This is a genomic window from Mycobacterium sp. E1386, assembly GCF_001672745.1.
Taxonomy (GTDB): Bacteria; Actinomycetota; Actinomycetes; order Mycobacteriales; family Mycobacteriaceae; genus Mycobacterium.
The window spans coordinates 1-13,554 of record NZ_LZKH01000233.1; the positions used below are offsets into that span (position 1 = coordinate 1).

Here is a 13,554-nt window from a genome sequence, read left to right on the forward strand (position 1 = left end):
GCCGCGCGCTCTTCCTCATCTCTTGCACAGCGAGCTGCAATACGTTGTTGCGTGTGACTGATCGTCAAGAGCGCGCGGCGTCACCACAGGGCGCTGTGATTGACGAGCGCGTCGGCCACCAGACCTATGCCGAAGACCAGGAACAACAGCCGCACCGATATCGGGCCGTAACGGGTCAGGGCGCGCACGAGCCTGCGCTGAATGCGCTTGGCGCGCATGGTCCGTCTCATCGAAAGGGCAAGGATCATCAGCGGTGGGGAAAGCGCGATCGCCCAGTAGGCGATGATCGCCAAGGGCCAGAGCGGTGGCCTCGGGTGCAGGGCGGCGAGCATGGCCAGTCCCGTGAGATAGGGGATCGCGGTTGGCGCCTGTCCGCTTCCGACCGCCAAGCCGAGAAACCCGAGCAGCCATGGCCGCTCGCGCATCGCCGCCAAAGCCCATCCGGGAGCCGATGATTGGGCGGTCAGCGGGAAGTACGCCAGGCCGGTCAGCACGAGACCGAGTACCAACTCGCCGCGAAAACGGATGGCCGGTGTCACGTGGAAATCCACGACATGGGTCAAGAAGCTGAGGCCCAGCACCGTGCACAGCCCGAATGTGGTTGTCACGGCGAAGACGCCCGCGATGAAGCTCAGCGCACCCGGAATCGGCGACCGGCGATTCAACCGGCTGTCGAAAATGACGGCCGAGACGACGCCCAGATTGAGGACGTTCAACGAATCGAGAAACGCCAGGCCCGCAAGCGCCAGCACGAGAGCACCCACGCGCCTGAAACCCGCTACCGAGTGAACTGTCCGGGCGTGAACATCAAAGCGGCGATCATGCTGCAGACAATACGAGTCGCAGAGCGGCATGTCTGTTCGAGGCGGCGCCCGCCGCCCTCGGCGGGTACATCACCGGGGCGGCTCGTATGGGTTTCGATCCGGTCACACGGCATGGGGCACCGAGGTTTTCGTTATCACGCGTTCGACAATGCCGGACATGAGGCAGACGCGGGAGCCCGACGGTGGCGCGTGAAATCTCACGCCAGGCGTTCCTGCGGGGTACCGTCGGAGCGTTGGCCACCGGTGCCGTTTTCGGTTCCGCCCGGGCCACCGCGGCCCCCAATCCCACCGGTTGGGAGGGTCTGTCCACCGCCATCGGTGGACAGGTGCTGCTGCCGGACAATGGCGCTTTCGGGTCGGCCAAGCAGGTGTTCAACACCAACTACAACGGCTCGACGCCTGCGGCGATCGTGACCCCGACGTCGCCGGCCGACGTGCAGAAGGCCATGGCGTTCGCCGCCGCCCACAATCTGAAGGTGGCGCCGCGCAGCGGCGGGCATTCGTACATCGGTGCCTCCACGGCAAACGGCGTCATGGTGCTCGACCTGCGTCAGCTGCCCGGCGAGATCAACTACGACGCGGGCACGGGGAACGTCACGGTGACCCCCGCGACCAGCTTGTATGCGATGCACCAGACGTTGGCGGGCGCCGGGCGCGGCATCCCGACGGGTACCTGCCCGTCGGTCGGGGCGTCCGGGCACGCGCTGGGCGGGGGACTGGGCGCCAATTCCCGACACGCGGGGCTGCTGTGCGACCAACTGCTGTCGGCGTCGGTGGTGCTGCCCGGTGGTCAGGCCGTGACCGCGTCGAACGCCAGTAATCCCGACCTGTTCTGGGCGTTGCGCGGTGGGGGCGGCGGCAACTTCGGTGTGACCACCTCGCTGACCTTCGCCACCTTTCCCACGACGGATCTCGACGTGGTGAACCTCAACTTCCCGCCCGAGGCGTTGGCGCAAGTACTGGTCGGGTGGCAGAACTGGCTGCGCACCGCCGACCGGAACAGCTGGGCACTGGCGGACGCCACCGTCGACGGAATGGGGACGCATTGCCGCATCATGGCGACGTGCCCGGTCGGATCGGGGGCCAGCGTAGGGGCGGCGATCACGAAAGCCGTTGGGGTGCAACCGACGGGGACCGACAACCACACCTTCAACTACCTGGACCTGGTCCGGTACCTGGCCGTCGGGAACCTCAACCCGTCACCGCTCGGATATGTCGGGGGATCTGACGTGCTGCCCGTCGTCAACGCGGCCACCGCCCAGGGCATCGCCAAGGCGGTCGACGCCTTTCCGCGTGGGGCGGGCCGCATGTTGGCGATCATGCATGCGCTGGACGGCGCCCTCGCCGATGTGGCCCCGGGGGCGACCGCCTTCCCGTGGCGCCGCCAGTACGCGCTCGTGCAGTGGTACGTCGAAACCGGCGACGCGGCGGCGGCGACCAACTGGCTCAACACCGCACACCAGGCGGTGCAGCCGAATTCGGTCGGCGGCTACGTGAACTACATCGAGGCGAACCAACCGGCCTCCCGGTATTTCAGCTCGAACCTGTCCCGGCTGGCCGCCGTGCGTCAGAAGTACGATCCCGGCCGAATCATGTTCTCGGGGCTCAACTTCTAGTGAATGGCGTGCGCGCCTGACGTCGAGACATAATCCCCAGCATGGCCGACACGGTAAAAGTCACGTTAGATCGCGCCAGCGTGGCGATGGGCGACGACGTCGAGTCCCATCGCGTCTTCTGGGTCTTCCCCGACTCGGCCACCGTCGACGATTTGCTCGTCGCAGTCTCCCGCTACGTGCCGGGGGTTGCCGGACCGGCCGGGTGGATGGTCGACGTCAATACCGGTGACCGGGTGCGCCGACGCGACCTCGGCATCATCTACACGCGCGATGACCTCAGGCAAGAGGATCAGATCTGCCGATTGACGGCCGGTAACACAACATTGGGCGATCTTGCCCGGTGGGCAAAGGTGCCCGACCTTGATGTGTACGCCCGGTACCTGACCTGGGACATGGGACGGCCGCTCGCACTGAGCGAGGTGACGGCCGCCGCCACTTATACGGGCGCCCAGCCGACCAAGCTGCAATCCGAGGCCGAGGCGCAAGCCAACACGGACTGGGTCTTGACGCGCGAACTCGATCGTCGCGCCGCCGAAGTCGCTGCGATGCGCCGCGACTGGATTCGCGCCAACATCATCGCGGGAAGCACGCCGCCCCCCGGGACCGACATTTTCATTGCACGCAATTTCCACTACTTGGCCGACCTACACTGCCCGGCCAGCATGGATGTGGCCGCGCAACTGCTGCTGGGAACCGACGAAGCTCAATACGAAAACCTCAGCGCGGCAATCGATATCGACGCCCGCCCGGCGATGGTGACCCTGGCGATGGTGCTAGCGGCTTTCGAATGGCATACGGCCTACGGCAGCTGGCAAGCCGGCGGACGCCCATATCTCAAGCCATACTTCGAATACCTCGCCGGCTGCGGTTATCGGCTCTCGCCGATCGAACAAGTCATGGCCGGCCAGATCACGGCTGAGCAATTGAAATTCTCGCAAGGCGACATCGCCAGGCTGAACCGCATCCGGCAATTGCGGGATCTGCAATACCAGCTGCGGACGAACCGCTACTACGCCAAAACGCTGACCGAGGAGCAGTACCGCGCGGCTATCACCTCCGTCCACGCCGAACTCTCCGCCCTCGGCGAGTTGCCCGGGCCGATGTAAGCCCGCTGCGCGTGCGATGGAGCGTCAACGCCCTTAAGCCGGGACGTGGTCGGCGAGCTCGTCGAGCAAGGCGTGATTCAAGACGAATGCGAATTTGACCTCGTCGACGACGCGATCGATGTCGCCCGCGCTCGGGCTTAGCGCGTCGAGGCGGGCCCGATAGGAGTCTTTATACGGCTTGGACCGCATCGGGAATTCGTAGAACGCGAGCCCAACGCCGCGCAGACCAAACGTGCGGTCGAGAGCCCCGCGAACGACCCGGCCCCCCGAAAGGTCTCCCAGGTATCGCGTGTAGTGGTGAGCCACCAAGAAGCCACCCCAGGTCAGGCTGCGGATGCGCGCGCTGTAAGCCTTCGCCGCGGGGGAGTCGATTTCGCGCGTGCCCTCGGGCCGCCAGTGCCGCAGATCGGCGTCGATGGCGGTCAGCCGCTCCAACGCCGGGTCGTAGACGGCGGCAACCATGGGGTCGCAGCGGCGCGCCCGCATTACGTCCTCCAGGGCGGCGTACACCACGCGTAATCGAAGCAGGTATTCCGAGTAGCCCCGAACCGTAACGCGGCCAGCGAGCAATTCGGAGATGAATGTGCTCTGCTCGGCGGCGATGTGCTCGGCCGCTGATCCGTCCTTCATCGCGACCGACAAGGGCCGGCGTGTCGAGTGGACGAGCTGGCTCATGGCCAGCTCAGATTACAGCGGTGATCGCGGCGGACGGCGCGGCCGCGCGGGACCGCAACGCTTAGGCTCGAGTAATTGACACAGACGCAACCAGGGGAGCGCAGAGCCGATCACTTACTGGCGCGAGCATTGGGATACCACCCACGTCGCTGAGCAACTCGGCATAGGGCCGCGCTCATGTTCGCGCCGCTGACCAGTTGAGCGACAGGGATTTGGCGCGCCGAGCTAGCTGGATGCGCCGAGGATCTTGATCGCGAACACCAGCGAGTCGCCCGGCCGGATTCCAGCGCTGGGTTGGCCGTTGGGGTATCCATCCGCGGAAGTCATCGCGACACCAACCGTGGATCCGACCTTTTGGCCCGCGATGGCCTTCTGGAACCCGGGCACGACGCCGTTGAGCGGGAAGTCAACCGGGGCGCCCCGTTCGTAGCTGTTGTCGAACACCGACCCATCACGTCCGTTGACCCCCATGTAGCAGACGGAGACCCTGGCCGCGGCCGGGACCACGGGGCCGTCTCCCGCGTGCAGCGTGTGGACCTGGGTCTGAGTCACGCTGAACGGTGCCGTCACGTCCACGCGCGGTGCCGTCGTATCCGTGGATCCAGTGATCGCTACGCTGCCGGTGCTTCCCGCCAGCGTCCAGTCGGGCGTTCCGCCATTCGGTGCGGGCGCTGTCGGGCACGAGCCGGCCGCGGTTGCCGTGCCGGATCCGACGAGGGTCAGGACGGTTGCCGCGACGCAGGCCGCGACGGACGAATGCACCAGGGAGGACTTCACGGCCGTCACGCTACAGCCAGTTCAGTTGTCCGTCGGCGGTAGCCCTGCGCCTGCTGATCAAGTGCAGAGGCTGGGGGCGTCGCACACGTTGCCGGGGCAATAGATCGAATGCGCCGCGTCGACCATGGTGCCGACGTCCAACAACGTCACGCCCCTCGCGTTCAAGTGGGCGTGAACGTCGTCGGCAATTTCTTGTGGCGTCCAACCCCAGGTGAGGTCGTAGCAGATGAGGTGCGCCTCGCCGATGAGCGCCTCTTCGGTCTGGGGCGGCCAACTGAGGCCGACGGCGCGCAGTTGTGCGAGGTAGGCGTCGTCCTGTGGGGTGGCGGCTGCAAGCGCAGCACTGCTGACCAGGGCAGCGCCGGCCATCACGGGGATGGCGAGTGTGGCCAGCCAACGAGGTGAGGGCATTTGATTCCCGTCCATTCTTCTTGGCGTTCGCACGGCCGCAAAAGTGTGCCGCCGCAAAGCGGCGCGGATATGAACAATAGCGAAGACCCCGAGGGCGGGTCCGCGTTCGCATTCACTATCGCTCCCGCGGTCCTTAGCCGGTCAGCGCAGCCACGCCGAGACCGGCAAAGAGCGCCGCGCCACCCCCGCAGGCGATCGCGCCGGCCGGCGACAACGTCTGGCGCCGCATGCCGTTGACCGCTGCGACGACGTCCAAGGTGTCGACTAAAAGACCCAGTTGCAGAGCGCGCGTGCGCAGCCGAGGCGAGGCGGTATCCATGATGGCGATCGCCAGCGTTAGTTCGCGGGAACCGAACAGTTGAGTGGTCAGCGGCTGTTGACGGTCAGCACCCAGCCCGATCAGAGCCGCTGTCTTTTTCGGAGCAAGCCATGCGCTCACGCCTGTTACAAACCGCAATGCGGCGAAAGTGGGGAGTAGTACGCGGTTTCGGGTCTCATTCATAACCCACCCTCTCAGAGTGAGGCTTCCATGGCTATTGGACCTGGTGCGGTGTCCTGCTCCCGTTCAGGGCCGTTATGGCCGAGAAACAGGTAAGCAAATTTGCACAACTACTTTTGCGGTGTGTCTTATCCTGCTTGCGAACCGCCCCCGGCAGATTGAGGAGAATGTTGTCTCTGACACGAAGCCGCATTGTGGTGGTCGTGTTGGCAACTATCGGGCTCCTCGCTTTCGCGACGATGCTGTTCATCTCGAACGGTGCCCCGGGCCACGGGCTAGTCGCCCCGGCAGGCTCCGTCGTCGCGGGAGTCTTTGCACTCGCATGTTCCGCCAATGCCGCGCGCGGTTCTCGAAGCCGCCAACGCCTTGCGTGGACCGTTCTTTCTATTGGGCTGCTCGGCTGGACCGCCGGCCAAGCAGCGTGGTGCTACGTCGCCGTCGGTGGCAGTCTTCCGGTCGCGGGCCTCTCCGCGGCCAACTTCGGCTACCTCATCTTGCCGCTGTGCGCGCTGGGGACCGCGGTCGCGATTCCCAGCCGGGATGACGCGCGATTTGGGATCGGCCTCCTGCTCGACGGCATCCTCGTCACGGCGTCGCTATTGATCGTTCTCGTCATCCTGACGTTGGGTCGCGCCGCGCACTCACCACAGACGGTCAGCGTCCCAGAGATCCTGCTGGCCACCGCGGCGGGCGTGTATGTGGGCCTTGTCGCCACGACCTTCGTCGTGGTGAGGAAGGCCGAGGCGGACCGCAAGCTTTCACCCACGCTGATGATGCTGGGATGGGGCACCATCGCAGTGGCCGGGGTGATCCACGTCGCAAAGGATTACGCCGACCAGGCACCGAATGACCTCGTGGTCCTTGGATGGGCAGGCGGAATGTACTTCGTCGCGCTGTCCGGCATCACTTCTCAGCCCAGCCAGGAACCCGACCTTGGTTTTTCGCAGCCCTCTTCGAGGGCGTCGTTGTGGCTGCCTTACCTGCCCGTGTTGCTGGCCATCGTCGTTGGCACCGTGCACTTTTGGCCCGCATACCGCAGCGAGGCGTTCATCTTCTTGGTTTGCGTGGTGCTTTTCGTCACCACCCTGGCCCGCCACATCCTGCTGTTGGAACGCAAGCAACGTCTGGTTGCCGCGGTGTCTGACGCCGCCCTACGAGACCCGTTGACGGGGTTGGCAAATCAGCGACTATTCGATGATCGGCTAGCCCACGCTTTGCGCCTACACGTTCAGCACAGCGTGCCGGTCAGCGTGCTCACGCTGGGTGTGGATGATTTCCGGCTGGTGAACGACACGCTCGGTTATGACGTGGGCGACGAACTATTGCGCGCGGTCGGCAAGCGGATCCAGGCCAACGTCAGCGATGGCCATACCGTTGCCCGGATGGGCGGGGACGAATTCGCGATTCTGGTCGAAGACCGTCCCGACGCGGCAGCACACGTTGCCGATGTGCTAGCACGGTCTTTTTACGAACCCATCGAGATTGAGGATCACCGCCTGGACGCGCGCGTGAGTATCGGTGTGGCATCGGCTAATTCAGGGCTCATCACCACGCCCACGCCGGGTGATCTCCTCAGACAGGCCGATGCGGCACGATCAGTCGCCCGGCAGGCGAACTCGGCCAATGTTCGGACGTTCACACCCGAGATGGACGATCAACTTGGCGGGGCGCCGGCCTACGACAGTGCCATCGCGCGACTGCAGCTGCTCGGCGAACTGCGACGCGCCATTGAGAACGACTCGCTGACGCTGCTATACCAGCCGAAATTCGGCTTGATGACCGGTTCGGTGCGCGGAGTGGAGGCGCTCGTCCGGTGGCAGCACCCGCGCTTTGGCGTGCTGAAGCCCGCCCAGTTTTTGCCCCTGGTTCGCGAGCACGGACTGATGCATGCTCTCACGGATCTGGTGTTGTCGCGCGCCGTCGCCGACGCTGCCGCTTGGCACGCGGCAGGCGCAGCGATCCCGGTCGCAATCAACTTGGCGGCGCCCTCGCTCGACAAGGACGCGCTGCCCGACCGCATCATGTCCGTGCTTCACACATACGCAATGTCTCCCGGTTCTCTCACGATTGAGATCACCGAGGATTTGGTGGTGGCCGACCTGGCCAAGGCCCGCACGGTGCTAGATCGCCTCCGGGAGAACGGCATCCGGGTGGCGATCGACGACTTCGGCAGCGGCTACGCCACTCTGACCTATCTGCGCGAGCTACCGGTCGATGAAGTAAAACTCGGGCGCGAATTCATCGCGCCGATCCTGCACGACGACCGAGCCGCAATCATTACGCACTCGGTCATCGAGTTGGCATCTGCGTTCGGCATCGTGACCGTCGCGGAAGGCGTCGAGGATCTCGCCACGGCCCAACGACTCAAGGACTACGGTTGCGACGCCGTACAGGGGAACTTCTTCTGTCGCCCGTTGCCCGCTTCCGAGATCCCGCGGGTCTCCGGTGTCTCCACGCTCGCGGCGCAATAGACGCCGTCTTTCAAACGGTGGCTTAGTTCGCGACCGATCGCTCCAGGGTGGCCAGCGACGCGGCTAGGTAGTCCTCACCGAAGATCGGCATATCGCCGACCCGGTCGCGGAACTCCTGCGGTGTGCCGCTCCAGTCATAGGTGAGCGTCACGTCGGTCTGGTTCCCGTTGGGTGCGAGGTCATAGCGCCAAAACCAACCACCGGGATTGTGGTTGCCCGCGTCGTCGAGTACGCCCGGCATCCAGCCGATGGCACGGTCCGGGTCGAACACATTGACCAGGTTGTGGGTGACATAGTCGCCGCCGGCCAGGGTGAGGTACATGTTCATCGCGAACAGCTGTCCCGCGCGGGTGATGGGCGCGGTGTCCACCGCATCACGGACCCAGTCAGTGGGCTCGGTGTTCTGGTGCCGGGACGGGTCAGCGAGGACCGCGAAAATCTCGGCCGGCGTCGCGGCGATGGTGCGGGTGACGACGTAACGTTCGGCGGTTGGGCTCATTCGTTGTCCTCACTGGCGGGCCCGTAGGCGGCTGCGATACCGGGGGAGTCAAGCCAACCCGAGTAGGTGGGGCGAGAGGGCCAGCCTTCGGGCGAATCGAGCCATTCCTCCTGCCGGCCCCAGGGCAGGATGTCGATCAGACCAAAAGAGTGACTGAGCTGCTCGGTGCCCCGCCCATTGGTGTGCCAAGTCCTGTACACCGCGTCACCGTCGCGCAGGAACACGTTGACGCCAAAACCGCCGCCGGGCGGAGCATCCATGTCGGCGGCGAAGGGGCTCTGCGACGACGAGTACCACTCCATGCGGTTGCCGACCTTTCGCTTGTAGGCGAGTGCTTCGTCGATCGGTCCGTTGGTGACGATGACGAAACGGGCGTCGTAGTTGTCGAGGAACTCCAGTCGGGTGAACTGCGACGTGAAGCCCGTGCATCCGGCGCATTGCCACTCCGCGCCGTCCGACCACATGTGGTGGTACACGATGAGCTGGGAACGGCCGGCGAACACGTCGGCAAGGCGGATCGGGCCCTCAGCCCCGATCAACGTGTAGTCGGCCAACTCGACCATCGGCAGACGCCGGCGCTGGGCGGCGACCGCATCCAATTCTCGAGTAGCGGCCTTCTCCCTTTTGCGCAGTTCGTCGAGCGCGGCGCGCCACGTTTGTTGATCGACGACCGGAGGCAGGGCCGTGGCTTTGGGCGACATGGGATCCACCTTTGCTTTGAAGTCTTTTGTCCGAAAGGTCTGACTGCCGAAACGTCCGGAATTCATCGCAGACCGTCGCTGCCGCGGTGGTCATGACCGCGCCGCGGGCCCGATTCGAATAGACGACGAGGGGAGACCTTCTCGTTGTGGCGACGTTCGCGTCGATGGCCGCCATGACGATCGCGACGGCCGCTGAGCAAGGCCGGGTGCCGATGACGCCCAGCAGCGCCAACCGCTCGGCGTCCATTGACGTGTGATAGCGCCGATAGAACTGCTAGCAACGCTATTGACACCGCCAAGTTCCCGGGGTTAGCGTTGCTAGCAGTCACGGCATGAGGGGAGTTAGGGCATGGTTCTGGACGTCATGACCCGCGCCGCTGCACTGATCGCGGTGCTGGGGACCGCGGTGGTCTACGGAACCGACGTGTTCTGCGCAATCGTGCTGCGACCGGCATTGGCGTTGGTCGACGACGATGCCTTGGTCGTGGTCACGGGAAGGGTGCACCAATTTGGAGACCGGCGCATGCCTGTGCCCGGGGTGCTCGGGGTCGTCGCGACCGCGACGAGCGCGGTGCTGGCCACCGTGGCCGTGAATTGGGCGCAGGCGATCGCGGCCGGCGTCGCGCTGGTCGTGCTGTTGGTCTGGCTCGCGCTGTATACCAGGGTGAGCGCACCAATTAATCGGCGATTGACAGCGGCCGCGGATGCTAGTCGGCGACTACCGGATGGGCGTGCGCTGCAAGAGAAGTGGGACTCGATCATCGGCGCCCGCGCGACCCTTCAGGGCGTTGCAGTGGCCGCGCTATGCGTGGTGCTGATGATGTGACGTCCCGGCCAGCCCCGAGTTCGCCGCCGACATGACGGGGTTCGACGTCGGCGACATCGTCGACGTTCAAACAATGCTGCTTGACCCGACGCCGTTTTCACCGATTCACTGACGACTTCAGGAGCGCGCGACATGACCATGACAACCACCACCGGCTACACGCTCGCCGGACTCCTAGCCGCGGGCATCATCTTCATCGGCGCACGTTTCCTCGTCGCGCCGCGCCTCGCCGCCGCCGGCTACGGGGTGCTCCCGGAGGTGGACCGGCCGGGTGTGGGCGCGTACCTGAGCGTCAAGGGCGTGCGCGACATCGCCAGTGGGCTCTTCGTCATCATCCTGATGATCGCCGGCGCGACACAACTGGTCGGCTGGGTGATGTTGGCCGCCACCATCATTCCGCTCGCCGACGCGACCATCGTGCTCCGCAACGGCGGCTCGAAGTCGATAGCGTGGGGAGTCCACGGCGCCACCGCCGCCGTCATGCTGATCACAAGTGCGCTCCTGCTCGCGCATTAGGGGAGCGGGATGCGTGCCCGCGCCATCCGCCCCGATCGTTGAACTTGTTGCGGCGCAAGACCTTTAACCTGCCGCGACCCCGAGGGGCGGACCCACGGTGGTGGTGGTGGTGGTGGGTAGGCATCCGGTCGCTGAAGCGGCGGTAAAGGCGAGCATCAACGCGACGACGAGCTTCGTGACTAGACGTGACATGGCGACTCCATTCATCCGGCCCCTCGTCAAAACGTTAGACGGAGCGGCGATTTATTTCAACCATTATTGAAATAGTTCGGCTCTGCAGGCATACTTCCTATGCGGACAGATTGATCGGTCGCACAGCAGGAGCGCTCAGCGAGCGTTGGGCGCATTAGTGTGTGCGCTGATGTGGCAGGCTTTGTCGTTCCTGCCGGAGAGCCGGAGCCACGGATGGAGAAGGGGAGTCACTTGACGTCGAAGGTTCCGCCGGTCAGGGTCGCGCGAGCCGTTGAACGTGCCCGCCACCACTTGTCGCGCCTGCGCCAGCGCTCCGCACCACCTGCCGCAGTGATGATGGAATTGATTCTGAACGCGTGGGTGGCCCAGGCGATCACGTCCGCGGCGGACCTTGGGGTAGCGGATGCCTTGGCGGACGGCCCCTTGTCGGGCGAGCAACTGGCCGACCGGGTCGGTGCCGACGCCGACGCGCTGAGGCGACTCATGCGCGCGTTGATCGGTATAGGGATTTTCCGCAAGGGCAGCGACGGGCGTTACGCACTCACGCCACTAGCGGACACGCTGCGCACCGACGCGCCGGTCTCAATGGCCGGGATGGCGCGGTGGGTCGGCTCACCTCAGCATCGCGAGCACTGGAGCCACCTGACCGACGCGATTCGCACCGGAAACCCGGCGCTCCCAAAGCTTCGCGGCAAGCCAGCGTTCGAGTACCTCGCCGACGAACCGGAGTTGGGTGAAATCTTCAACTCCGCTATGACCAATGTGTCCGAGTTTGCGAACGTGCCCCTGACGGCAGCCTACGATTTCGGTGCGTTCGGCACGATCGTCGATGTCGGTGGTGGACACGGTCGGCTCTTGGCGGCAATCCTCGAGACGGCTCCGAATTCGCGCGGCGTGCTGTTCGACCTTCCGGAGGTCGTGGCCAGCGCCGCCGAATTGTTTTGTAAGTACGGTGTCGATGGCCGGGTCCGGATCGAAGAGGGCTCGTTCTTCGACTCCGCGCCGGAGGGCGGCGACGCGTATGTGCTCAAGAACGTCATCCACGACTGGCCCGAGGAAGATGCGGTGCGCATCCTGAAGAACGTCCGCGCCGCGGCCCGCACCGGAGCGCGCCTGCTGCTTTGCGAGTTCGTCATCCCCGACCATGACCGCGACTTCCACGGCAAGTGGGTTGACATCGAAATGCTCATCGTCGCCGGTGCGCGCGAACGCACCGCGAACGAGTACGACCGGTTGTTCGACCAAGCCGGTTTCCGGTTGAATCGCATCGTTGATACCGTATCGCCGCTGAGCATCATCGAGGGGATTGCGGTGTAGCGGGCGCACTTTGGCGCCTGACCAGCACGCCCAATGCCGAATCCGCAGGGGCTACGGAGGGGCGAGTATTCAGGGACTTTCGGAGGTTTGCGATGAGACAACCCAACGACGACGCCTGGGGTCCGGCCACCGGTGTAGGAACCACGGCCACGATGGCAGCGGCGGCAAGGGCCATCGCCACCAGGGATGGGGTCATCAACGATGTCTTCGCCGAGCCGTTGGTGCGCGCGGTCGGTGTGAATTTTCTGACCCGCTGGGCTACCGGTGAGCTGGTCGCCGCGGATCTCGACACCGAGGGCAGCCCATGGGGTCTGGCGCAGATGCCTGCATCGATTGCGGCCCGCACGCGATACTTCGACGAATTCTGTGCCGATGCCGCCGCGGCGGGCATCCGCCAAGCCGTCATCCTCGCCTCGGGCTTGGATGCTCGCGCCTATCGACTGGATTGGCCGAATGGGATGGCGGTGTTCGAGATCGATCAGCCGGCCGTCATCGAGTTCAAATCCACGACGCTGGCCGGACTCGGCGCCGAACCGGCGGTCGCTGTGCGTACGGTCGCGACCGACCTGCGCGAGGACTGGTCGACAGCATTGAAGGCGGCGGGCTTCGATACCAGTAAGGCCACGGCGTGGATCGCCGAAGGTCTCTTCGGCTATTTGGCACCCGAGGCTCAGGATCGGCTGCTCGATGCCATCACCGCACTCAGCGCGCCAGGTAGCCGCCTCGCAAGCGAGGCCGTGCCGAATACCGGCGACATGGACCCCGATGCAGCGCGCGAGCGCATGCGCGAAGCGACGGCCAAGTGGCGCGAGCACGGCTTCGAGCTCGACTTCGACGTAATCGAGTTCGAAGGCGAGCGCCGCGACGTCTGCGCGTACCTTGACCCGCGCGGCTGGACATCGGTCGCAACGCCGATGGCCGAGCTGCTCGCCGGTCACGGGTTGGGGGCGATAGCACGCGCCGACGATGACCGACAGACGATGAACGGCGTCACCTACTACACGTCGACGCTGGGCACGGGCCGATAGGGCGCCTTCGGGGCAGCGGCACTCACCGCCATCGCGCCGTTATCTGTCTCCCGGGCGCTCAGGCGGGGCAGGCGCGTGCCAGGGTCGCCATCTCAC

14 protein-coding genes are annotated in these 13,554 nt (G+C 65.2%); 7 read left to right on the forward strand and 7 right to left on the reverse strand.

The genetic code is table 11. The features are described 5' to 3' along the window. Positions 1-80: 80 nt before the first annotated feature. Entirely contained in the window at positions 81-764 is a 684-nt protein-coding gene (locus A5709_RS23930; RefSeq protein WP_067950893.1) for a GAP family protein, read from the reverse strand. 242 nt (positions 765-1,006) lie between these two features. Between A5709_RS23930 and A5709_RS23935 the strand changes: the two genes are divergently transcribed. Further along, positions 1,007-2,440 (forward strand): FAD-binding oxidoreductase, encoded by a 1,434-nt coding sequence (locus A5709_RS23935; protein ID WP_067950894.1) that lies wholly within the window; start codon positions 1,007-1,009, stop codon positions 2,438-2,440. A gap of 41 nt (positions 2,441-2,481) precedes the next feature. After that, complete coding sequence (locus A5709_RS23940) at positions 2,482-3,546, forward strand: hypothetical protein (RefSeq protein ID WP_067950895.1); 1,065 nt, start codon at positions 2,482-2,484, stop codon at positions 3,544-3,546. Positions 3,547-3,579: 33 nt separating this feature from the next. Here A5709_RS23940 and A5709_RS23945 read toward each other — a convergent pair whose 3' ends face one another. The 4 genes from A5709_RS23945 to A5709_RS23960 form a co-directional block, all read right to left on the reverse strand. After that, positions 3,580-4,221, reverse strand: coding sequence for a heme oxygenase (biliverdin-producing) (locus A5709_RS23945; protein WP_067950896.1), 642 nt, complete (start codon positions 4,219-4,221; stop codon positions 3,580-3,582). A gap of 225 nt (positions 4,222-4,446) precedes the next feature. After that, a complete protein-coding gene (locus tag A5709_RS23950) occupies positions 4,447-5,007 on the reverse strand; it encodes an FKBP-type peptidyl-prolyl cis-trans isomerase (RefSeq protein WP_067950897.1) in 561 nt (186 codons plus the stop codon). Between the two features lie 48 nt (positions 5,008-5,055). Beyond that, a complete protein-coding gene (locus A5709_RS23955; protein ID WP_082953303.1) occupies positions 5,056-5,367 on the reverse strand; it encodes a DUF732 domain-containing protein in 312 nt (103 codons plus the stop codon). A 175-nt stretch (positions 5,368-5,542) separates the two neighbouring features. After that, positions 5,543-5,911, reverse strand: coding sequence for a hypothetical protein (locus tag A5709_RS23960; RefSeq protein ID WP_067950898.1), 369 nt, complete (start codon positions 5,909-5,911; stop codon positions 5,543-5,545). 164 nt (positions 5,912-6,075) lie between these two features. Between A5709_RS23960 and A5709_RS23965 the strand changes: the two genes are divergently transcribed. Then, positions 6,076-8,379, forward strand: a complete 2,304-nt coding sequence (locus tag A5709_RS23965) for a bifunctional diguanylate cyclase/phosphodiesterase (protein ID WP_231987057.1) — start codon at positions 6,076-6,078, stop codon at positions 8,377-8,379. Positions 8,380-8,401: 22 nt separating this feature from the next. On the opposite strand, the gene A5709_RS23970 is transcribed toward A5709_RS23965, so the two are convergent. Both A5709_RS23970 and A5709_RS23975 read right to left on the reverse strand, forming a co-directional pair. Continuing rightward, the gene (locus A5709_RS23970) at positions 8,402-8,878 is read right to left on the reverse strand and encodes an SRPBCC family protein (protein ID WP_067950900.1); all 477 of its coding nucleotides are present in this window, start codon (positions 8,876-8,878) and stop codon (positions 8,402-8,404) included. Then, positions 8,875-9,579: a DUF899 family protein gene (locus A5709_RS23975; protein ID WP_068122957.1), complete on the reverse strand. Its 705-nt coding sequence runs from the start codon at positions 9,577-9,579 to the stop codon at positions 8,875-8,877. Before A5709_RS23975 ends, A5709_RS23970 begins: the two co-directional genes overlap by 4 nt. Positions 9,580-9,928: 349 nt before the next feature. Here A5709_RS23975 and A5709_RS23980 point away from each other — a divergent pair, with 349 nt between their 5' ends. The 4 genes from A5709_RS23980 (at position 9,929) to A5709_RS24000 (ending at position 13,458) form a co-directional block, all read left to right on the forward strand. After that, a complete protein-coding gene (locus A5709_RS23980; RefSeq protein ID WP_067950902.1) occupies positions 9,929-10,405 on the forward strand; it encodes a DUF1772 domain-containing protein in 477 nt (158 codons plus the stop codon). A 132-nt stretch (positions 10,406-10,537) separates the two neighbouring features. Next, positions 10,538-10,921 carry a DUF4267 domain-containing protein gene (locus tag A5709_RS23990; RefSeq protein WP_067950903.1) on the forward strand — a complete coding sequence of 128 codons (384 nt, stop codon included), beginning with the start codon at positions 10,538-10,540 and terminating at the stop codon, positions 10,919-10,921. A gap of 405 nt (positions 10,922-11,326) precedes the next feature. Beyond that, positions 11,327-12,430: a methyltransferase gene (locus tag A5709_RS23995; protein ID WP_068122960.1), complete on the forward strand. Its 1,104-nt coding sequence runs from the start codon at positions 11,327-11,329 to the stop codon at positions 12,428-12,430. 92 nt (positions 12,431-12,522) lie between these two features. Then, positions 12,523-13,458 carry an SAM-dependent methyltransferase gene (locus tag A5709_RS24000; RefSeq protein WP_068122964.1) on the forward strand — a complete coding sequence of 312 codons (936 nt, stop codon included), beginning with the start codon at positions 12,523-12,525 and terminating at the stop codon, positions 13,456-13,458. Positions 13,459-13,554: the final 96 nt, after the last annotated feature.

What these genes read in the sequence shown, in the direction of transcription:
- A5709_RS23940 (WP_067950895.1), top strand. Translation starts at nt 2,482, where the DNA reads ATGGCCGACACGGTAAAAGTCACGTTAGATCGCGCCAGCGTGGCGATG.
- A5709_RS23945 (WP_067950896.1), bottom strand. Translation starts at nt 4,221, where the DNA reads ATGAGCCAGCTCGTCCACTCGACACGCCGGCCCTTGTCGGTCGCGATG.
- A5709_RS23955 (WP_082953303.1), bottom strand. Translation starts at nt 5,367, where the DNA reads ATGGCCGGCGCTGCCCTGGTCAGCAGTGCTGCGCTTGCAGCCGCCACC.
- A5709_RS23960 (WP_067950898.1), bottom strand. Translation starts at nt 5,911, where the DNA reads ATGAATGAGACCCGAAACCGCGTACTACTCCCCACTTTCGCCGCATTG.
- A5709_RS23965 (WP_231987057.1), top strand. Translation starts at nt 6,076, where the DNA reads ATGTTGTCTCTGACACGAAGCCGCATTGTGGTGGTCGTGTTGGCAACT.
- A5709_RS23970 (WP_067950900.1), bottom strand. Translation starts at nt 8,878, where the DNA reads ATGAGCCCAACCGCCGAACGTTACGTCGTCACCCGCACCATCGCCGCG.
- A5709_RS23975 (WP_068122957.1), bottom strand. Translation starts at nt 9,579, where the DNA reads ATGTCGCCCAAAGCCACGGCCCTGCCTCCGGTCGTCGATCAACAAACG.
- A5709_RS23980 (WP_067950902.1), top strand. Translation starts at nt 9,929, where the DNA reads ATGGTTCTGGACGTCATGACCCGCGCCGCTGCACTGATCGCGGTGCTG.
- A5709_RS23990 (WP_067950903.1), top strand. Translation starts at nt 10,538, where the DNA reads ATGACCATGACAACCACCACCGGCTACACGCTCGCCGGACTCCTAGCC.
- A5709_RS23995 (WP_068122960.1), top strand. Translation starts at nt 11,327, where the DNA reads ATGGAGAAGGGGAGTCACTTGACGTCGAAGGTTCCGCCGGTCAGGGTC.
- A5709_RS24000 (WP_068122964.1), top strand. Translation starts at nt 12,523, where the DNA reads ATGAGACAACCCAACGACGACGCCTGGGGTCCGGCCACCGGTGTAGGA.